This is a genomic window from Pseudomonas sp. S8, assembly GCF_050473925.1.
In the GTDB taxonomy this organism is placed as follows: domain Bacteria; phylum Pseudomonadota; class Gammaproteobacteria; order Pseudomonadales; family Pseudomonadaceae; genus Aquipseudomonas; species Aquipseudomonas parakoreensis.
In genome coordinates this window covers 2,264,540-2,284,137 of the sequence record NZ_JBFDVZ010000016.1, presented here as the reverse complement: position 1 = coordinate 2,284,137, position 19,598 = coordinate 2,264,540, and the positions used below count along the sequence as shown (strand labels likewise).

20 protein-coding genes are annotated in these 19,598 nt (G+C 59.4%); 3 read left to right on the top strand and 17 right to left on the bottom strand.

Annotated elements, in window-relative coordinates; translation table 11 throughout:
• Nucleotides 1-5 precede the first annotated feature (5 nt).
• From AB1J88_RS11305 to AB1J88_RS11280, 6 genes are all read right to left on the bottom strand, one after another.
• Complete coding sequence (locus AB1J88_RS11305) at nt 6-2,456, bottom strand: heavy metal translocating P-type ATPase (protein WP_430291092.1); 2,451 nt, start codon at nt 2,454-2,456, stop codon at nt 6-8.
• Nucleotides 2,457-2,586: 130 nt separating this feature from the next.
• On the bottom strand, nt 2,587-3,126 hold the full coding sequence (locus AB1J88_RS11300) for a FixH family protein (protein ID WP_108182177.1): 540 nt from the start codon (nt 3,124-3,126) through the stop codon (nt 2,587-2,589).
• Nucleotides 3,127-3,137: 11 nt separating this feature from the next.
• On the bottom strand, nt 3,138-4,553 hold the full coding sequence (ccoG, locus tag AB1J88_RS11295; protein ID WP_222015430.1) for a cytochrome c oxidase accessory protein CcoG: 1,416 nt from the start codon (nt 4,551-4,553) through the stop codon (nt 3,138-3,140).
• Between the two features lie 222 nt (nt 4,554-4,775).
• Nucleotides 4,776-5,186 carry a type II toxin-antitoxin system VapC family toxin gene (locus tag AB1J88_RS11290; RefSeq protein WP_041067833.1) on the bottom strand — a complete coding sequence of 137 codons (411 nt, stop codon included), beginning with the start codon at nt 5,184-5,186 and terminating at the stop codon, nt 4,776-4,778.
• Complete coding sequence (locus AB1J88_RS11285; protein ID WP_430292685.1) at nt 5,186-5,440, bottom strand: type II toxin-antitoxin system Phd/YefM family antitoxin; 255 nt, start codon at nt 5,438-5,440, stop codon at nt 5,186-5,188. The genes AB1J88_RS11290 and AB1J88_RS11285 overlap by 1 nt, the downstream gene beginning before the upstream one ends.
• Before the next feature lie 174 nt (nt 5,441-5,614).
• The gene (locus AB1J88_RS11280) at nt 5,615-5,815 is read right to left on the bottom strand and encodes a hypothetical protein (RefSeq protein ID WP_430291091.1); all 201 of its coding nucleotides are present in this window, start codon (nt 5,813-5,815) and stop codon (nt 5,615-5,617) included.
• 253 nt (nt 5,816-6,068) lie between these two features.
• On the opposite strand from AB1J88_RS11280, the gene AB1J88_RS11275 reads away from it, so the two are divergent.
• A complete protein-coding gene (locus AB1J88_RS11275; protein ID WP_430291090.1) occupies nt 6,069-7,073 on the top strand; it encodes a metallophosphoesterase family protein in 1,005 nt (334 codons plus the stop codon).
• Between the two features lie 54 nt (nt 7,074-7,127).
• Here the strand turns inward: AB1J88_RS11275 and ccoP (AB1J88_RS11270) are convergent, their stop codons facing one another.
• From ccoP (AB1J88_RS11270) to ccoN (AB1J88_RS11235), 8 genes are all read right to left on the bottom strand, one after another.
• On the bottom strand, nt 7,128-8,111 hold the full coding sequence (gene ccoP / locus AB1J88_RS11270; protein ID WP_041067842.1) for a cytochrome-c oxidase, cbb3-type subunit III: 984 nt from the start codon (nt 8,109-8,111) through the stop codon (nt 7,128-7,130).
• Nucleotides 8,108-8,293: a CcoQ/FixQ family Cbb3-type cytochrome c oxidase assembly chaperone gene (locus AB1J88_RS11265; RefSeq protein ID WP_003175465.1), complete on the bottom strand. Its 186-nt coding sequence runs from the start codon at nt 8,291-8,293 to the stop codon at nt 8,108-8,110. Before AB1J88_RS11265 ends, ccoP (AB1J88_RS11270) begins: the two co-directional genes overlap by 4 nt.
• A 6-nt stretch (nt 8,294-8,299) precedes the next feature.
• Nucleotides 8,300-8,908: a cytochrome-c oxidase, cbb3-type subunit II gene (gene ccoO, locus AB1J88_RS11260; protein WP_198760195.1), complete on the bottom strand. Its 609-nt coding sequence runs from the start codon at nt 8,906-8,908 to the stop codon at nt 8,300-8,302.
• Nucleotides 8,908-10,350 carry a cytochrome-c oxidase, cbb3-type subunit I gene (gene ccoN, locus AB1J88_RS11255; protein ID WP_047293093.1) on the bottom strand — a complete coding sequence of 481 codons (1,443 nt, stop codon included), beginning with the start codon at nt 10,348-10,350 and terminating at the stop codon, nt 8,908-8,910. The genes ccoO (AB1J88_RS11260) and ccoN (AB1J88_RS11255) overlap by 1 nt, the downstream gene beginning before the upstream one ends.
• A gap of 481 nt (nt 10,351-10,831) precedes the next feature.
• Nucleotides 10,832-11,785 (bottom strand): cytochrome-c oxidase, cbb3-type subunit III, encoded by a 954-nt coding sequence (gene ccoP, locus AB1J88_RS11250; RefSeq protein WP_041067872.1) that lies wholly within the window; start codon nt 11,783-11,785, stop codon nt 10,832-10,834.
• Nucleotides 11,782-11,979, bottom strand: a complete 198-nt coding sequence (locus AB1J88_RS11245) for a cbb3-type cytochrome oxidase subunit 3 (RefSeq protein ID WP_041067875.1) — start codon at nt 11,977-11,979, stop codon at nt 11,782-11,784. Before AB1J88_RS11245 ends, ccoP (AB1J88_RS11250) begins: the two co-directional genes overlap by 4 nt.
• A gap of 3 nt (nt 11,980-11,982) precedes the next feature.
• Nucleotides 11,983-12,591 carry a cytochrome-c oxidase, cbb3-type subunit II gene (gene ccoO, locus AB1J88_RS11240; protein ID WP_003223389.1) on the bottom strand — a complete coding sequence of 203 codons (609 nt, stop codon included), beginning with the start codon at nt 12,589-12,591 and terminating at the stop codon, nt 11,983-11,985.
• Nucleotides 12,592-12,601: 10 nt separating this feature from the next.
• Complete coding sequence (ccoN, locus tag AB1J88_RS11235) at nt 12,602-14,026, bottom strand: cytochrome-c oxidase, cbb3-type subunit I (RefSeq protein WP_041067879.1); 1,425 nt, start codon at nt 14,024-14,026, stop codon at nt 12,602-12,604.
• A gap of 95 nt (nt 14,027-14,121) precedes the next feature.
• Between ccoN (AB1J88_RS11235) and AB1J88_RS11230 the strand changes: the two genes are divergently transcribed.
• Nucleotides 14,122-14,799, top strand: coding sequence for an alpha/beta family hydrolase (locus AB1J88_RS11230; protein ID WP_430291089.1), 678 nt, complete (start codon nt 14,122-14,124; stop codon nt 14,797-14,799).
• A gap of 1,028 nt (nt 14,800-15,827) precedes the next feature.
• On the opposite strand, the gene AB1J88_RS11225 is transcribed toward AB1J88_RS11230, so the two are convergent.
• Nucleotides 15,828-16,340 carry a hypothetical protein gene (locus tag AB1J88_RS11225; protein ID WP_430291088.1) on the bottom strand — a complete coding sequence of 171 codons (513 nt, stop codon included), beginning with the start codon at nt 16,338-16,340 and terminating at the stop codon, nt 15,828-15,830.
• 258 nt (nt 16,341-16,598) lie between these two features.
• Here AB1J88_RS11225 and AB1J88_RS11220 point away from each other — a divergent pair, with 258 nt between their 5' ends.
• A complete protein-coding gene (locus AB1J88_RS11220; RefSeq protein ID WP_430291087.1) occupies nt 16,599-16,868 on the top strand; it encodes a DUF6124 family protein in 270 nt (89 codons plus the stop codon).
• 246 nt (nt 16,869-17,114) lie between these two features.
• Here the strand turns inward: AB1J88_RS11220 and AB1J88_RS11215 are convergent, their stop codons facing one another.
• Nucleotides 17,115-18,680, bottom strand: coding sequence for a methyl-accepting chemotaxis protein (locus tag AB1J88_RS11215; RefSeq protein WP_003223402.1), 1,566 nt, complete (start codon nt 18,678-18,680; stop codon nt 17,115-17,117).
• Between the two features lie 102 nt (nt 18,681-18,782).
• Nucleotides 18,783-19,574, bottom strand: a complete 792-nt coding sequence (locus AB1J88_RS11210) for a CPBP family intramembrane glutamic endopeptidase (RefSeq protein WP_430291086.1) — start codon at nt 19,572-19,574, stop codon at nt 18,783-18,785.
• Between the last annotated feature and the right edge of the window lie 24 nt (nt 19,575-19,598).

The following is a 19,598-nucleotide window of genomic DNA, read 5'->3' as shown; positions in this document are numbered from 1 at the left end:
ACGGCTCAAGCCGGCAACGGGCGGGTTTCTGAACGGGTGCCGACAACCGGCGCGCTCGGCAGGCGAGTCAGGCGCAGGGCGTTGAGCACCACGGTCAACGAACTGATCGACATGCCGACGGCGGCCCACACCGGGGTGATCCAGCCGAGGGCGGCGAACGGCAACATGAGGCCATTGTACAGCGCCGCCCACAGCAGGTTCTCGATGATTACCCGACGGGTTCTGCGCGCTAACGTGAAGGCGTGCACCAGCGCATCGAGGCGGTTGGACAGCAGCACCGCGTCGGCACTGGTTTTCGCCAGATCGGTGGCCGAACCCATGGCCACGCTGATGTCGGCAGCGGCCAGCACCGGCACGTCGTTGACCCCGTCACCGAGCATCAACACCTTGCGTCCTTGTTGATGCAGCTGTTGCAGCACATGCAGTTTGTCATCCGGGCGTAGACCGCCACGGGCCTCGTCGATACCCAATTCGGTGGCAACGCTGGCGACCATCGGCGAGCTGTCGCCGGACAGCAGCAATGTGCGCCAGCCACGCGCCTTGCAGGCGGCGAGCAGGGCGGGCGCATCGTCGCGCAGGCGATCGTCGAGGACGAACCACGCCAGCGCTGCCGAGTCATCACCGAGCAGCAGCCACTGACCCGGCTCATCCGGCATCGCCGGCAGTGGCGAACCGCTGAGGGCGCAGACAAACTCCGCCTGACCAATGCGCAAGCGCTGTGTACCTACCCGTCCTTCGAGACCGAGTCCCGGCGTGCTGTGCACATCTTCAGCGGCCAGTGGCGCACGACCGAAGGCGCGGGCAATCGGGTGTTCCGAACGGTTTTCCAGGGCGGCGGCAAGGCTCAGGCACTGGTCGCTGCTGAGTGTGCCCAGCGGGCGAATCGAGCGCAGGACCAGGCGGCCTTCGGTGAGTGTGCCGGTCTTGTCGAAGATCACCGTGTCGATCTGGTTCAGGCCTTCCAGCACATGCCCGCGCGTCAGCAACAGGCCGAGTTTGTGCAGGGTGCCGGTGGCGGCGGTCAACGCCGTCGGGGTTGCCAGCGACAGCGCGCAAGGGCAGGTCGCGACCAGCATCGCCAGGACGATCCAGAACGCCCGCGACGCATCCAGTTCCCACCACAACAGGCCGATGGCCGCCGCCGCAATCAGCGACAACAGCAGGAACCACTGCGCCGCTCGGTCGGCGATTTCCGCCAGGCGCGGTTTTTCCGCCTGGGCGCGATCGAGCAGGCGGACGATGGCCGACAGGCGTGTGTCCTGACCCAGTGCCAGTACTTCGACGGTGAGCGCGCCTTCGACATTCAGCGTGCCCGCGGTGACCGCATCGCCCAGCGTGCGCGGTTGCGGCAGGTATTCGCCGGTCAGCAGCGATTCGTCGATGCTTGACTGGCCATCGAGAATCCTGCCATCCGCCGGCAGGATCGAACCCGGTTGCACCAGCACCCGGTCACCCAGGCGCAGTTCGCTGAGCAGGATGCGTTCGCTCTGGCCGTCGGTGTCGAGACGCAGACACGAGGCCGGCAGCAGGTTTACAAGCTGCGCAGTGGCAGCGGCGGTGCGTTCGCGGGCACGGCGTTCCAGATAACGCCCGGCGAGCAGGAACAGCGCAAACATCCCGACCGCATCGAAATACAGCTCACCGACGCCGGTGATCGAGGTCCAGATCCCGGCGATGTAGGCGCTACCGATGGCCAGCGACACCGAGACGTCCATGGTCAGGTGGCGGGTCCGCAGATCGCGCATCGCGCCCTTGAAGAACGGCGCGCAGCTGTAGAACACGATCGGTGTTGTGAGAAATAGCGCTACCCAGCGCAGGATCGTGTGCAATTCGGGGCTGAGGTCGATGTTGAATTCCGGCCAGGTGGCCATGGTCGCCATCATTGCCTGAAACCACAGCAATCCGGCGACGCCGAGCTGGCGCAACGCGAGGCGATTTTCGCTGGCCAGTTGCTCGCTGGCGCGGTCAGCCTGATACGGGTGGGCGACGTAACCGATGTGGCGCAGCTCGGCGAGGATCTGGCTCAGCGGCAATTGCGCGTCGGCCCATTGCACATGCAGGCGATGGTTGGACAGATTCAGTCGTGCCTCGGCCACTGCCGGCAGGCTGCGCAGCTGTTTCTCGATCAGCCAGCCGCAGGCGGCGCAACTGATGCCTTCCATCAACAGCGTGGTTTCGGCGAGTTCGCCTGTGTGACGGACGAAGGGTTTTTGCACGTCGGCGCGGTCGTACAGCGCCAGTTCATCGGTCAATTGCACCGGCAAGGCTTCGGGGTTGGCCGAGGCTTCGCTGCGATGCTGGTAATAGCTTTCGAGACCACCGGCGACGATGGCTTCGGCCACGGCCTGACAGCCGGGGCAGCAGAACTCGCGGGACTCCCCGAGCACGACGGCGGTGAAGCGACTGCCCGACGGAACGGGCAGGGCGCAGTGGTAGCAGGGGAGTGGGGTGGTCATCGAATATTCGCTAATACTGCTGAATCAACACCATCCTTGTAGGAGCTGCCGCAGGCTGCGATCTTTTGATTTTGTTTTTGAAAGCAAGATCAAAAGATCGCAGCCTGCGGCAGCTCCTACAGGGTTCGGTTTACTTCTTCTGGTCTTCAGCGCCCTGCAGCGGTTCGTCACCGAGCAGCAGATCCTTGTCATGGCTGACCTGTTCTTCTTCGAACATGCGCCACACGTGGTCGTCCTGAGTGCCCAGCAATTCGACAAAACGCCGACCTTCGACCTTGTCGCCCAACTGGCCGATGTAACGGCCGGCTTCGGTTTCGCTGCGGGTCAGGACAATCTTGCGATCCTTCTCCGGCTGGGTCGGCGAGATCAGGTTCAGTTCCAGGGTTTTCGGCTGGCTGTCACCGCTCAGGCGCAGGTCAACTTCGCCGGTGAGTTCATCCAGATGGACGTTGGCGCGCATCTTCAACTCCTGCGCCAACAGTTCACGGTCCAGCGAGCGGTTGATGCCTTTGCCGGCCTCGTAGTAGTTGTCGTTGACCAGGTTGTCCGGGTTGTTCACCGCAATGGTCACCATTGACAGGGTCAACGTCACCGAGCAGGCCAGGATACCGATGATGATCCATGGCCAGAGGTGCTTGTACCAAGGGCTTGCGGCGTTTGCGGCGGGCATGTTCAGTTCTCTCAACGGGTTTGTGGGCCGATGAATCGGCTCTTGGCTTCAACGTGGACGCTGTCGTCGTCGGCGTCCTTGAGGATGAATTTCACCTCGTTGGTGCTCGACGGCAATTGTTCCGGTGCGCTCGACAACTCCACCGGCATGCTGAAGATTTCGCCGGCCGGGACCTTGATCTCGCGTTTGCCTTGCAGGCGCAGATCCGGCAGGCCGACGGCCTCCAGCACGTAGGTGTGGTCGCGCTGATCCTTGTTCATGATCTTCAGGCTGTAGACGTTTTCGATCCGGCCTTCGGCGTTCTCGCGGTACAGCACGCGGTCCTTGCTGACGTCGAAACCGACCAGCGAGCGCATGAAGAATGCGGTCACCAGCAGGCTGATCATCGCCAGCAGCACCACCGCATAGCCGATCAGGCGTGGCCGCAGTTTATGGGTTTTCTGGCCCGAGAGGTTGTGTTCGGTGGTGTAACTGATGAGGCCGCGCGGGTAGTCCATCTTGTCCATGATCGCGTCGCAGGCGTCGATGCACGCGGCGCAACCGATGCACTCGATCTGCAGGCCGTCACGGATGTCGATACCGGTCGGGCACACCTGAACACACATGGTGCAATCGATGCAGTCGCCCAGGCCCATAGCCTTGTAGTCGACACCTTTCTTGCGCGGGCCACGGCTTTCGCCGCGACGCGGGTCGTAGGAAACGATCAGGGTGTCCTTGTCGAACATCACGCTCTGGAAACGTGCATAGGGGCACATGTAGATGCACACCTGCTCGCGCAGCCAGCCGGCGTTGCCGTAGGTGGCGAGGGTGAAGAAACCGACCCAGAAATACGACCAGCCATCGGCCTGGCCGGTGAAGAACTCGATCACCAGTTCGCGGATTGGCGAGAAGTAGCCGACGAAGGTCATGCCGGTGACGAAGCCGATCAGCAGCCACAATGAATGCTTGGCGAGCTTGCGCAGGAACTTGTTGCCGCTCATCGGCGCTTTATCGAGCTTGATCCGCTGGTTGCGGTCGCCTTCGGTGACTTTCTCGCACCACATGAAAATCCACGTCCACACGCTTTGCGGACAGGTGTAGCCGCACCAGACGCGGCCGGCGTAAACGGTGATGAAGAACAGACCGAACGCGGCAATGATCAGCAGGCCAGACAGCAGGATGAAGTCCTGCGGCCAGAAGGTCGCACCAAAGATGAAGAACTTGCGTTCCGGCAGGTTCCACCACACCGCCTGATGCCCGCCCCAGTTCAGCCACACCGTACCGAAATACAACAGAAACAGCGCAGCGCCGCCCATCATCCGCAGATTGCGGAACAGGCCAGTGAAAGCACGGGTGTAGATTTTTTCTCGAGAGGCGTAAAGGTCGACGCTGTTGTTCGCGTTTTTGCTCGGCGGTGTGACGTCGTGTACCGGAATCTGGTTGCTCATCATTGCATCCCACGGCAGTGGACAAATGCCTCGGTCGATACGTGCCGACCGCGGTCAGAAAGGGGTGTTGCAGTGGCGCAATGATACGCCTGTCGCTCTAATTCAAGGGTGCGACCTTTGGTCGCGTTGGGAAAAAAGCATTATTGGTGTAGCGAATGCAGCAAAGCCTGATGCAGATCAATTGACTTGTTGAGTATGGACGGTTTTGCAGTGGCAGCTAATTCATTGCTCCCATGGGTTGATCAGGGCGACGCCGCTCGAGCGGAAATCATCGACATTGCGCGTGACCACCGTGAGTCCATGCACCAGGGCCGTGGCAGCGATCAATGCATCGCTTTCATTGGCCTGGTCGGGCACATGCAGGCTGGCACAACGCAGCGCTACTGCAGCATCAACCGGCAGGATTCGGGCTTCGAATGCGGGCATGACGTGACGCGTCAGCCAACTGCGCAACAGCTTTCCTTGAGCAGGATCACGCCGTTCCATTCGCAGGACTCCGGTTTCCAGTTCTTTCAGAGTAATGGCGGAAATGTACAGACGCGGGGCGATGACGCCTTTGGCCCAACTGACCACATTGGCATCGGCTTGCGGCTTGCGAAGTTCGGAAATCACATTGGTGTCGAGTAAATACATCAGGACAGGTCCACGGGACGATGAATGATGACTGCGCGCTCGGTTTCGAAATCGATGTCGGCAGCCTCCGGCATGACCAACCAATCGACAATGCTTGTGTTTGCGCCGCTCAGTTTCTGATATTCCTCAATGCTCAAAAGGACATGAGAGGCCTTGCCACGGTCGGTGATGATCACTGGACCCAGACGCGCAGCCTTTTTGGCGCTGTTGGTGTCCTGATTGAATTCACGGCTGGAGATGGTGGTGATTGCCATCATGGTTGACCTCTCGCAATACAGATGTAGCAACGTTACTACTTCGCCTTGGGGGCGGCAATCGAGGAAGACAGGACTCAGCCGTCCGTTGGTCGGTCCGTGGCTGGCATTAGTCGAGCCAGCCCCGCACAAGGCGCAGGCCGGCTCTGGTTGATTCAGGCGTGGCTTCAAGAATCAGGGCAGCCTGCCGCCGCCCAGGCTATCGAGACTGCCGGTATTTCGATGGCGTTTTGTGGTGCTTTTGGAATCGGGTTGTGACGGACTGTCGAATGTCGCGGTAATGGTTTCCACGGTTTTTTCCGATGATTCGGTTGGAAGATCAGATTCAGTAAGAGGCTGATCAACCATGAGACAGGTTTTGTCGTCATTCAACATAGCGGCTTCATCCTTGAAGTGGCTCCGATGCGGGTCACCGGGCCTTTGGCAGACCCTACAGAGCAAGCTGAAACGAGTCCATCAGGCATGTGTCTCAAAGTATTAATTTCAACGGCTATGCCCATGCTGTAGAAATATAATTAGTTAATTGAAGACTTTTAATTTTTTATTGATTTCGAATAGCTTGGTGTCTGTTCTGCAGCATGCTAGTTGCATGTTCGTGTTTTGAAAGTTAATGGAATAATGGAGTGTTATGAAAATCAAGGAAGTTAAAAAGCTTTTCGCTTGTCTGTGCCTGTTATCGCTGAGTTCTCTTGCCAGTGCCAATGAAGGTGTTCCGCTGCACATGGTATTTGCCTCGGACCCGCAATACCCGTGGACGGAAAAATCGGACAGTGGTGAAGATGAGCCGAGCGCGGACTTTGAAAAACGCTCGAAATGGCTGGTCGAGAGCCAGTTTGCGAGTATTGCGCAGTTTCGCAACGAAATGGGCGGCCAGGCCGCCGTGCCGTTGATGATCAACGGCGACATCACTGCGTTCGGCCATGGCTGGCAGCGCTCCTTCATGAAGACGATGCTGAACAAACACTTTGGCGATCAATTTCTCTATGGGCTGGGTAATCATGATTACCAGAACAACGTGAATGACTGTTTCAGTGAGAGTTGCACGGCGGGCAGTATTGTCGATTATCGTGATCATCACGTGGATAAGGTCGATCAGTTCGATCTTGAAGTGAGTGGCAGCTTTTTGAATAAGCACTATCTCGGCAGTCTGGCGTATTCAAAGAATATCGGTGAAGTACATCTGGTGCAGTTGAACAATGAGCCGACTTACCAGGTGAAGATTTCCCATGCGCTGAATCCGACCTCGTTCGATATCAAACAGTCGCTGGACTGGCTGGAAAGTGATTTGCGAATAGCGCGAGCGCAGGGCTACGCGATCATTATCAATATGCACAAACCCTATGACTGGACAGGCAGTTGGGAGCAACAGAAGCGCTTTCGCGAAATGCTTGAAAAGTATCAGGTGACGGCGATATTTGCTGGTCATTACCATGGCGAGGGTGGCAGCCAGACCTACATGGGCAGTGTGCCGATGTTCCTCAGCGGTGCGGCCTCTCAACAGACGTACCTGACGGCCAGCTTTTCCAAAGACCGCAAACAACTTGAGGTGAGTCTGGTCGAGGGTAATCAGTGGCGCCATCGTCAACCGGTGGCCACAGTACCGGTGAAATCGATCTGGGCCAGTCGCCCATAAAAAAGCCCCCGCCAGAGCACTGGTGGGGGCTTTATTTTGCGTCAGCCGTTGGCCTTATTGGGCCTCGGCTTCAGCGGGTTTGTCACCGTGAGACAGGCTGTAAACATACGCTGCCAGCAAGTGCACCTTATCGTTGCCTTGCAGTTGTTCCTGCGCAGGCATCTGGCCCTGACGGCCGTAACGGATGGTCTGCTGCAGTTGGGCGAAGCTCGAACCGTAGATGAACGCGGCCGGGTGGGTCAGGTTCGGTGCGCCCATCGCCGGAGTGCCTTTGCCTTCCGGTCCGTGGCAGGCCACGCAGTTGGCGGCGAACAGTTTCTGGCCGTTGGCCGGGTCAGCCTTGGTGCCTTCCGGCAGTTTGCGGCCATCAAGTTGAGTGACCACGAAGGCTGCGACGTCGGCGACGCCTTGCTCGCCAATGACGTCGGCCCAGGCCGGCATCACCGCGTGACGACCGCCCATGATGGTGGTCTTGATGGTTTCCGGCTCGCCGCCCCAGCGCCAGTCGGCGTCGGTCAGGTTCGGGAAACCATAGGCGCCTTTGGCGTCGGAACCGTGGCACACCGAGCAGTTGGAGGCGAACAGACGGCCGCCCATCTTCAGTGCTTGTGGATCCTTGGCGACTTCCTCGATTGGCATCGCCGCGAACTTGGCGAAGATCGGACCGAACTTGGCGTCCGAGCGGGCCATTTCCTTTTCCCACTCGTGCACGCCGGTCCAGCCGGTCTGGCCGTTGGCGAACGCGGTCTGCTTGTCGTTATCGAGGTAGTTGTAGCCCGGCAACAAGCCTTTCCAGTTGCCCAGACCCGGGTACAGCACCAGATAACCGAGAGCGAACACGATGGTGCCCACGAACAGCATGAACCACCATTTCGGCAGTGGGTTGTCGTACTCCTCGATCCCGTCGAAAGAGTGGCCCACGGTCTCTTCCGTCTGCTCGCTGCGCTGGCCCTTGCGGGTCGACAGCAGCAGCCAGGTCAGGGAAAAGATCGTACCGAGACTGAGGACTGTGACGTACAGACTCCAGAATGTAGTCATTCTTTGTTACTCCTAGAAGCTTGCTCGACGTGCTTGATGGCTTCGGGATCATCCGCAAAAGGCAGCAAGGTTGCGTCTTCAAACTCCGACTTGCGCTTGGGGCTGAATACCCACAACGCCAAACCGATGAAGGCCACCATCACGACAACGGTGCCCAGGCCACGAATCATCCCGATATCCATGAAGAATCACCGTTTGCTTTTGATGATGGTGCCCAGGCCCTGAAGGTAGGCCACCAGCGCGTCCATTTCGGTTTTGCCCTTCACGGCCTCTTTTGCACCGGCGATGTCTTCGTCGGTGTAAGGGACGCCGAGTGTGCGCAACACTTCCATTTTCTTGGCCGTGTCTTTGCCGTCGAGCTTGTTTTCCACGAGGAACGGGTAAGCCGGCATTTTCGACTCAGGCACTACGTTGCGCGGGTTGTACAGGTGCGCACGCTGCCAGTCATCGGAGTAACGACCGCCGACACGGGCCAGATCCGGACCGGTACGTTTGGAACCCCACAGGAACGGGTGGTCCCAGACGCTTTCACCAGCGACCGAGTAGTGGCCGTAGCGTTCGGTTTCAGCGCGGAACGGACGGATCATCTGCGAGTGGCAGCCGACACAACCGTTGGCGATATAGACGTCGCGGCCTTCCAGTTCCAGTGCCGAGCGCGGCTTCATGCCTTCGACCGGCTTGTTGGTGACGTCCTGGAAGAACAGCGGAACGATCTGGGTCAGGCCGCCAATGCTGACGGCGATAACCATGAAGAAGGCCAGCAGGCCAATATTCTTCTCGACAGCTTCATGCTTCATCAGTGAGCTCCAACGACAGCGATCTGGGCGGCGGCTTCGGCTTCAACCGGGTTCGAGGCGCGCACGGTGCGCCAGACGTTGTAAGCCATCAGGAACATGCCGCTGGCGAAGAATGCACCGCCCAGGGCACGGACGATGTAGCCCGGGTGGCTGGCCTGCAGCGCTTCGACGAACGAGTAGGTGAGGGTGCCGTCATCGTTGATTGCACGCCACATCAGACCCTGAGTGATGCCGTTGACCCACATCGAGGCGATGTACAGCACGGTACCGATGGTCGCGAGCCAGAAGTGTGCGTTGATCAGGCCGACGCTGTGCATCTGCGCGCGGCCGAACAGTTTCGGGATCATGTGGTAGATCGCGCCGATCGAAATCATCGCCACCCAGCCCAGAGCGCCGGCGTGTACGTGGCCGATGGTCCAGTCGGTGTAGTGCGAGAGCGAGTTGACGGTTTTGATCGCCATCATCGGACCTTCGAAGGTCGACATGCCATAGAACGCCAGCGACACCACAAGGAAGCGCAGGATCGGGTCGGTGCGCAGCTTATGCCAGGCACCCGACAGGGTCATCATGCCGTTGATCATGCCGCCCCAGCTTGGCGCCAGCAGAATGATCGACATCGCCATGCCCAGCGATTGTGCCCAGTCCGGCAGTGCGGTGTAGTGCAGGTGGTGCGGGCCGGCCCAGATATACAGGGTGATCAGGGCCCAGAAGTGCACGATCGACAGGCGATAGGAGTAGATCGGGCGTTCGGCCTGTTTCGGCACGAAGTAGTACATCATCCCGAGGAAGCCGGTGGTCAGGAAGAAACCCACGGCGTTGTGGCCGTACCACCACTGGATCATCGCGTCGGTCGCGCCCGAGTAGGCGGAGTAGGACTTGAAGAAGCTGACCGGCAGGGAAGCGTGGTTGACGATGTGCAGCATCGCGGTCACGACGATGAACGCGCCGTAGAACCAGTTACCGACATAGATGTGCTTGGTCTTGCGCTTGGTGATGGTGCCGAAGAACACCAGCCCGTAGGAGACCCAGACAATGGCCAGCAGAATGGCGAGCGGCCATTCCAGTTCGGCGTATTCCTTGGTGGTGGTGTAGCCCAGCGGCAAGGTAATGATTGCGCCGACGATAACTGCCTGCCAGCCCCAGAAGGTGAAGGCGGCGAGGCTGTCGGAGATCAGTCGCGTCTGGCAGGTTCGCTGCACGACATAGTAGGAAGTGGCAAACAGTGCACAACCACCGAAGGCGAAAATCACCAGGTTTGTGTGCAACGGGCGCAGGCGTCCAAAGCTCGTCCACGGCAGACCGAAGTTCAACTCCGGCCAGACCAGTTGCGAGGCGATGAAGACACCAAGCCCCATGCCAAGGATCCCCCAGACCACCGTCATGATGGCGAACTGGCGGACTACCTTATAGTTATAAGCAGTCGGACTGATTGCTGTGCTCATTCTAAGGTTCCACGGTTTGGGTGTTTTATTAGGATTAAAATCGGCCGCAAGTATGCAGAGAGCAGGGGGTCATTGCAACGCGCCATGACCTGGGTCAATGCTTTCCAACGCTGATTCTGCGGCCTTTCCATACGCCGCGTAAGGACAAAATCGGCCTCGGACAAAATGTCGCAGCGGACGAAAAAAGCGAGGGGTTCAGGTCAGATGTAACGAGGTGTGTTCGAACGCAGTGATCGGGTGACGGACGGTCATCGACGCGACAGCCGGTATCTACCGGGCTTTGCGCCCTGTCAGTCAGGCGATTTGTCGAACACATCGCTCAAGGTCGACCTGGAACCGGCACGGGCCAGTCCGCATCGAGCAAGCGTAGACCCGAATCGGAGGATTCGAAAGGAGAGGGTGTGACGGGGTGCGACAATGCGTCGCAAAGGGGCGGGATGCTGCCGCATCGAGAACGATGCGGCAGAGGTGTGCGCAATATTTATTGCTTGTTGTCTTCGGTAATCAGTTTTTCTGTATTCAATCCGTGTGAAAGACTGTACACATAAGCGGCCAGCAATTGCACTTTATCGTTGCCCAGCAATTCGTTCTGCGCTGGCATATGGCCTTGGCGACCATGGCGAATGGTCTGCTCAAGCTGCGTCAGGCTGGTGCCGTAGATAAATCCGGCCGGGTGCGTCAGGTTCGGCGCACCCATGGCTTCAGTGCCTTGGCCGGTTGCCCCATGACAGGCTACGCAGGTGGTGCTGAACGCTTGCTGTCCGGCCTGCAGGTCAGCCTTGCTGTCGGCCGGCAGCGGCAGGCCGGCCAGTTCGTGACGCACATACGCCGCGACGTTCTTTACACCTGTCTCGCCGAGCACTTCGCCCCAGGCCGGCATCGCCGCCATCCGCCCACCCATGATGGTGGTCTTGATGGTCTCGGCACTGCCGCCCCAGCGCCAGTCCTTGTCCGCCAGGTTGGGGAAACCGAACGCGCCCTTGGCGTCGGAACCGTGGCACACCGAGCAGTTGGAGGCGAACAGTCGGCCACCCATTTTCAGCGCCTGCGGATCCTTCGCCACTTCTTCCACCGGCATGGCGGCGAACTTGGCGAAGATCGGCCCGAATTTGGCGTCGGCCTTGCTCATTTCCTTTTCCCATTCGTGGACGCCGGTCCAGCCGTCCTCGTAGCCGGGCAGAATGCCTTTCCAGTTGCCCAGGCCCGGATACAGGATCAGATAGCCCACGGAAAACACCAGCGTGCCGGCGAACAGCATGAACCACCACTGCGGCAGCGGGTTGTCGTACTCCTCGATGCCGTCGAAGCTGTGGCCCATGGTCTGGTCGACGCTGCCCTTGGTCTCGCCCCGGCGCGTGCCGATCAGCAGCCAGGTCAGGCCGATCAGGCTGCCGATGGTCAGTACGCAGATCCACGTACTCCAGAAGGTGGTCATGGCCGGGTACTCCTTGTTTCAGATGCGGGGGTAGTGTCGGGTTGCGGCTCGTCGGCGAACGGCAGCAGACGTGCTTCGGCAAACTCCGGGGTGCGCTTGCGATTGAATACCCACAAGGTCAGACCGACGAAGGCGACGAACACCACGACCGTGCCGAGACCACGTATGAGGCCTGTGCTCATTTCAATGACCATGGCTCACCTCTTGCTCTTGATCGCAGTGCCAAGCACTTGCAGGTAGGAGACGAGGGCGTCCATCTCGGTCTTGCCCTTGAGGCTGGCGACCGCGCCGCTGATATCGTCGTCGGTGTACGGCACGCCGAGGGTGCGCATGGTCTTGAGCTTGGTTTCGGTGTGGCTGCTGTCGACCGCTTGCGTGACCAGCCACGGGTAGGCAGGCATTTTCGACTCGGGTACCACGTTGCGCGGGTTGTACAAGTGCGCGCGGTGCCAGTCATCCGAGTAACGCGCGCCGACGCGGGCCAGGTCCGGCCCGGTACGTTTCGAACCCCACAGGAACGGGTGATCCCACACGCTTTCGCCGGCCACCGAGTAGTGCCCGTAGCGTTCGGTTTCAGCGCGGAACGGGCGGATCATCTGCGAGTGGCAACCGACGCAGCCTTCGCGGATGTAGATGTCGCGGCCTTCCAGTTGCAGCGCGGTGTAGGGCTTCATGCCTTCCACCGGTTTGTTGGTGACGTCCTGGAAGAACAGCGGGACGATCTGGGTCAGGCCGCCGATGCTCACGGCAAACACCATCAGCAGCATCAGCAGGCCGACGTTCTTTTCAATCGTTTCGTGTTTCATGGCGGACTCCTCAGGCCATCTGCGCGGCAGCAACGACGTCAGCAGGCTGCGAGGCCCGCACGGTGCGCCAGGTGTTGTAAGCCATCAGGAACATGCCGCTGAGGAAGATCGCCCCACCCACCAGACGCACGATGAAGCCTGGGTGGCTGGCCACCAGGGTTTCGACGAAGGAGTAGGTCAGCGTGCCGTCCTCGTTGACTGCGCGCCACATCAGGCCCTGGGCGATGCCGTTGACCCACATCGAAGCGATGTAGAGCACGGTGCCGATGGTCGCGAGCCAGAAGTGCGCGTTGATCAGGCCGATGCTGTGCATCTGCTCTTTGCCGAAGACTTTCGGGATCATGTGGTACAGCGCGCCGATGGAAATCATCGCTACCCAGCCGAGCGCGCCGGCGTGAACGTGGCCGATGGTCCAGTCGGTGTAGTGGGAGAGGGCGTTTACAGTCTTGATCGCCATCATCGGACCTTCGAAGGTCGACATGCCGTAGAACGCCAGCGACACCACGAGGAAGCGCAGGATCGGGTCGCTGCGCAACTTATGCCACGCGCCCGAGAGGGTCATCATGCCGTTGATCATGCCGCCCCAGCTCGGTGCCAGCAGAATCAGCGACATCACCATGCCCAGCGACTGCGCCCAGTCCGGCAGCGCGGTGTAGTGCAGATGGTGCGGGCCGGCCCAGATGTACAGGGTGATCAGCGCCCAGAAGTGCACGATCGACAGGCGATACGAATACACCGGACGTTCGGCCTGTTTCGGCACGAAGTAGTACATCATCCCGAGGAAACCGGCGGTGAGGAAAAAGCCTACGGCGTTGTGGCCGTACCACCATTGCACCATCGCGTCGGTCGCACCGGCGTACACCGAGTAGGACTTGGTGAAGCTCACCGGCAACTCGAGGTTGTTGACGATGTGCAGGATCGCCACGGTGATGATGAACGCGCCGAAGAACCAGTTGCCCACATAAATGTGCTTGGTCTTGCGCTGCATGATCGTGCCGAAGAACACGATGGCGTAGGCGACCCAGACGATGGTGATCAGGATGTCGATCGGCCATTCCAGCTCGGCGTATTCCTTGGAGCTGGTATAACCCAGCGGCAGGCTGATCGCCGCCAGCAGGATCACCAGTTGCCAGCCCCAGAAGCAGAACGCGGCGATTTTCGGCGCGAACAATTGCGTCTGGCAGGTGCGCTGCACCGAGTAGAACGAACTGGCGAACAGCGCACAGCCACCGAAGGCGAAGATCACCGCGTTGGTGTGCAGCGGGCGCAGACGGCCGAAACTGGTCCAGGGCAAATTGAAGTTGAGTTCCGGCCAGACCAATTGGGCCGCGAGAAAAACCCCGAGCCCCATGCCGACGATGCCCCACACCACCGTCATAATGGCGAATTGGCGGACCACCTTGTAGTTGTAGGCGGTACTGATAGAAGTGTTCATGGTTCCCCATCCACGGTTCAGCCGAAGTGAGCGCGCGCAGAAAACGCCGCGAATCCTTCGCCTGGAGTTATAGGCAGACTAAAAGCGAGGCAAGCATGGACAAACAGCACAAGGCCAGTATTGACGGGGATCAATGGGCGCAGTGCGTGCGGGATCATGGGTGGCTTTGGGATGCTGCGTCGGGCAAGGCTTCGGCAACATTGATCCTGGCCCATGGTGCGGGTGCGCCGATGGACAGTGACTGGATGACGGATATGGCTGGGCGCCTTGCTGGATTGGGCGTGAACGTGTTGCGGTTTGAGTTTCCTTATATGGCGCAGCGGCGGATTGATGGCAGTAAACGTCCACCGAATCCGGCGCCGAAACTGCTTGAGTGCTGGCGCGAAGTGTTCGCTGAAGTGCGACGTCATGTCGCTGGGGTTTTGGCGGTTGGCGGGAAGTCGATGGGGGGGCGAATGGCCAGTCTCTTGGCCGATGAGTTGGGGGCTGATGCGTTGGTTTGTCTGGGTTACCCGTTTTATGCGGTTGGGAAACCGGAGAAACCTCGGGTTGAGCATTTGGCTGCTTTGCGGACTCGGACGTTGATTGTTCAGGGCGAGCGGGATGCGCTAGGCAATCGGGACGCTGTCGAGGCTTACGATCTATCGCCGAGTATTGAGGTGTTTTGGTTGGCCTCTGGGGATCATGATTTGAAGCCGCTCAAGGTTTCCGGGTTTACGCATGAGCAGCATTTGGCTTCGGCTGCGGAGACGGTTGCCGGGTTTCTTCGGTGAGGCTTTGTTTGGGGGGCATATCCGTTGCTGCGGTCACGGCGGCTTAGGGTTTCGCCCTTACGGCGACTCACTTTTTTTACAAACGCCTAAAAAAAGTAAGCAAAAAAACGCTTGCTCCTACGTCCGGCCCGCTCGCTAAAGCTCGGGGTTCCTTCGCTGCGGGATCGATCCGGGGAGCAGCGCCTACGGTTTGCTTCGCTGCACCTCCTCTCGCTGTGTTTGGCTTCGCCAAACGGTCGCTGCGCTCCCACCCCCGGATCAATCCCTCCACTCAGCCTTCCGATGTCGCCCGTGGATCAAGATCAAAAGCGGTACTTGAGCTAACGCTCATCGTGTTGAGTGGTGAGGAGCAAGAGCGGTGCGGGTTCTGCTCTTGCTCTTGTGTGGGAGCTGGCTTGCCAGCGATGGCGGCCTGACAGCCGACCAGTTTCTAAACTGATGGCACCCGATTCCACTGTGGGAGCTGGCTTGCCAGCGATGGCGACCTGACAGCCGACCGATTTCTAAACTGATGGCACCCGATTCCACTGTGGGAGCTGGCTTGCCAGCGATGGCGGCCTGACAGCCGATCAATTTCTAACTGATGGCACCCGATTCCACTGTGGGAGCTGGCTTGCCAGCGATGGCGGCCTGACAGCCGACCGATTTCTAAACTGATGGCACCCGATTCCACTGTGGGAGCTGGCTTGCCAGCGATGGCGGCCTGACAGCCGACCAGTTTCTAAACTGATGGCACCCGATTCCACTGTGGGAGCTGGCTTGCCAGCGATGGCGACCTGACAGCCGACCGATTTCTAAACTGATGGCACCCGATTCCACTGTGGGAGCTGGCTTGCCAGCGATGGCGGCCTGACAGTCGACCAATCTCTAACTGATGAGACCTGATCCCACTGTGGGAGCATGCTTGCTCGCGAAAGCGGTCTGCCAGGCACCATGAGTTTCAGGCTGGCAATAAAAAGCCCGGACGCTTTCGCCATTCGGGCTTTAAAAGCCAAAAGATCGCAGCGTGTGGCAGCGCTTGCACGAAGTTATTCTTTCAAGGGACTTTGAGGTGGGCTTGCCCGGAATTGCAGTGAGCCGGCTTCAGTCGGTCTCACCCGGGTCATGGTGAAAGTCCCCTTGGGCTTCAGACGATAGCGATTACTTTTGAACAAGGCCTCGAATGATCCCGTAGCGATGTCCGTTTCAGGGTCATATTTGATGCTGAGGGTCGCCGAGTCGGCGTCTACCGTAGCCATTCCGATGAATCCCGGTGGCGCAGGGATCCAATGGCTGTGTACACATGTCAGCCCTTGGTCGAGGTGATAAACACCTGTGAGAGTCTTATCGGATTGGTAGGGCAGAGTCATGGAGAAAGCAAAATAGTTTTCATCGTCGAAATTCCCTGTTCCACCGCTTATGGCCCAATACAACTCCCCCAAAAACTCGCCTTGATAGAAGGAGCTGAATTCCGCTGTTTTCCGTTTGTCGCCCAATCTCCATTGAAACGTGTCATTGCGCACCGGTGGCGTTTTCGGGAGAAACATAACGTGAGTGGTCATTGTTAAACCTGCCTTTTCGAGTAAGAGGAGGTGTTACAACCGACTGCAATTACGGTTTCTCCTGATACTCGCTCGAACAGGTGGGCGTCTACTGTCAGATCTCACAGCTAGGCGGCCAGCCTTATATGTGCTGGTCAGCTAATAACGTTGCCGAGACTGGGGTGAATATCCGCTGCTGCGGTATCGGCCACTTAAGGTTTCGCCCTTGCGACGACTCACTTTTTTGACAAGCGCCTCAAAAAAGTCAGCAAAAAACGCTTGCTCCTGCGTTCGACCCGCTCGCTGGGGCTCGGGGTGCCTCCGCTCCGGGATCGGTCCGGGGGGCAGCGTCTACGGCTTGCTTCGCTGCGCCTCTTCTCGATCGTCGAGGCTTGCGAATCGCTGTCGTCGGCCAAAGCCAGGGCTGGCAATATCGCCAACTCAATCGGCGGCCCGGAGGGCAATCCGCTGCTGGCGCTGCAACAGCTGATCATGTTGAACGAGCTGTTGGTTAATCGATTGCTGGACAAACTGCGGTTGCCTCAATAATTCCGCTGGCCGTTATGGCCTCTTCGCGAGCAAGCTCGCTCCCACATTGGTTCTGCGTACAGAGGACTAAATGTGGGAGCGAGCCTGCTCGCGAATGCGGTCTGCCAGACATCACCAGTTTCAGACTGGCAACAAAAAGCCCGGACGCTTTCGCTGTCCGGGCTTTTAAGATTAAAAGATCGCAGCCTGCGGCAGCTCCTACAGGTGTTCGGTGTAGGAGCTGCCGCAGGCTGCGATCTTTTGCTTTTAGCGGTTAAACCGCTCCACCAACGAATACTGCGTGTTGGCAGTCTTGGTCAGCTCTTCACTCAGCAGCGCCGAGTTATGCGCCTGTTCCGAGGTCTGGTCCGCCAACTCCGAAATGTTGCTGATGTTGCGGCTGATTTCTTCAGCCACGGCACTTTGCTCTTCGGTCGCGGCGGCGATCTGGGTGGTCATGTCGGTGATGTTGGCCACTGCTTCGCTGATGCCGACCAGGGCCTGATCTGCTTCCAGTACCCGCGCCACACCTTCTTCCGCCTGGCGATGGCCGGCTTCCATGGTTTGTACGGCGCTGGAGGCGGTCTGTTGCAGCTTGGCGATCAGGGCGTGGATCTGGCCGGTGGATTCGCTGGTGCGTTGTGCCAGTTGGCGGACTTCGTCGGCGACCACGGCAAAACCACGGCCCATCTCGCCGGCACGTGCGGCTTCAATCGCAGCGTTGAGCGCGAGCAGGTTGGTCTGGTCGGCGATGCCTTTGATCACGTCGACCACGCCGCCGATTTCGTCGCTGTCCTTGGCCAGTTGCGTGACGGTCAGGCCGGTTTCCCCGACGACGACCGACAGGCGCTGGATGGCTTCGCGGGTTTCCCCGGCGATGTCGCGACCGCGACCGGTCAGGCGGTTGGCTTCTTGTGTCGCGTCAGCAGTGCGCTGTACGTGGCTGGCCACTTCCTGGGTGGTGGCGGCCATCTGGTTGACGGCGGTGGCGACCTGTTCGGTTTCCACGCGCTGACGTTCCAGACCGCTGGAGCTGTTGTGCGCCAGGGCGTCGGACTGTTTGGCCTGATCGGTCAGGTGCTCGGCGGTGTCCTGCAGACGGGTCAGGCAGGTTTTCAGGCGCGCTTCCTGGCTGAGGATCGACATTTCCAGACGCGCCTGCGCGCCACGGCTGTCGGTGTACATCTGCGCGATCAGCGGGTCGGAGGTGGTCTGTTCGGCCAGGCGCAGCAGGCGCTTGAGTCCGCGTTGCTGCCATTGCAGGCCCATCAGGCCCAGTGGTACCGACAAACCGGCCGCGAGGGCAAAGCCCCAGTGCGAGTTCAGCGTCGCGCCGATCACGAAGCTCAGCTGGCTGACCAGAATGAACGGCAACCAGTCCTGCAGCACCGGCAGCCATTTGTCGCTGGAAGGGATCGCCGACTTGCCCTGGTTGATGCGTTGGTAGAGCGCTTCGGCACGGCGGATCTGTTCGGCGGTGGGTTTGATTCGCACCGACTCGTAACCGACCACCTGATTGCCGTCGAACACCGGTGTCACGTAGGCGTTCACCCAGTAGTGGTCACCGGATTTGCAGCGGTTCTTGACAATGCCCATCCATGGCAAACCTTGTTTCAGTGTGCCCCACATGTGCGAAAACACCGCTGCCGGCACGTCAGGATGACGGACCAGGTTGTGCGGCGCACGGATCAGTTCTTCACGCGAAAACCCGCTGATTTCGACGAAAGCGTCGTTGCAGTAGGTGATCACGCCCTTGGCGTCGGTTGTGGAAATCAACCGCTGCTGAGCCGGGAAAGTCCGTTCGCGTTGTGTAATGGGCTGGTTGTTACGCATGGTTTTTCAATCCGCAAGGCTTTGAAAGGTTGTCGGCGCTGTCAGGAAATTATTGAAGTTTTTTTTCAGATATCAGCACGGCGTCGCAAAACCGCGCTTGCTTCAACCGGCCAGCATCGGATAGGTGAACAGCGCAAAATGCAGCAGGTTCAGCCAGAAATGCGTGGCGATCGCCGCCGCCAGCCCGCCGAAACGGTAGGCCAGACCATAGCCGACACCCGCCAGACCCGCCAGCAGCACCCAGTGCCAGCCGGCACCCACATGCGCCAGGGCAAAGATCAGCGACGCCAGCAGCAGAGCGAGGTTGTCGCCATGGGGCAGGTGCTTGAACAGCCGGCTCAAACCGCCCTGTATATAGCCACGAAACAGTGCTTCCTCGACCAGCGTCACCAATAGCAGATTGTTCAGCAGCCACATCCACGCCTGATCAGGCCACTTCGGTGCCCAGGCAATCATCCCGAATAACAGTGCGCCACCCAGGGCCAGGGTTGCGCTCAACATCAGGCCGAGGACGCTGGCGAATACCGTCAGACGCAGCGAGCGGGCGGCGACGATCCACGGGCAGGCCAAAAGCAGCCAGAAGCCGATCAGCGGTTTGTCCAGATTCAGGTACATCGCGAACGGCACGGCGTCATCGGTGAAACGCATCTTCGCGATGGCCCGACCGTTGTCGAACCCCGGCAACCAGTGCAGCGCCAGTGACAGGGCGAGGAAAACAAACACAGCGTGGCCCAGCAACCGCGCCACCGGCACCAGCTGTTGGCGCACGGCGAAACCGGCCACCAGCAACAGTCCGAAGGAGATCAGCGCAAGCCAGCCGAGTTGGCCAAAGCTCAATGCCAGTCCATAACCGAGGCTGAGAAGTGCCAGATAGGGCCATGGCAACGCCTTCATCGAAAGTCCTTGTGCAGAATGGGA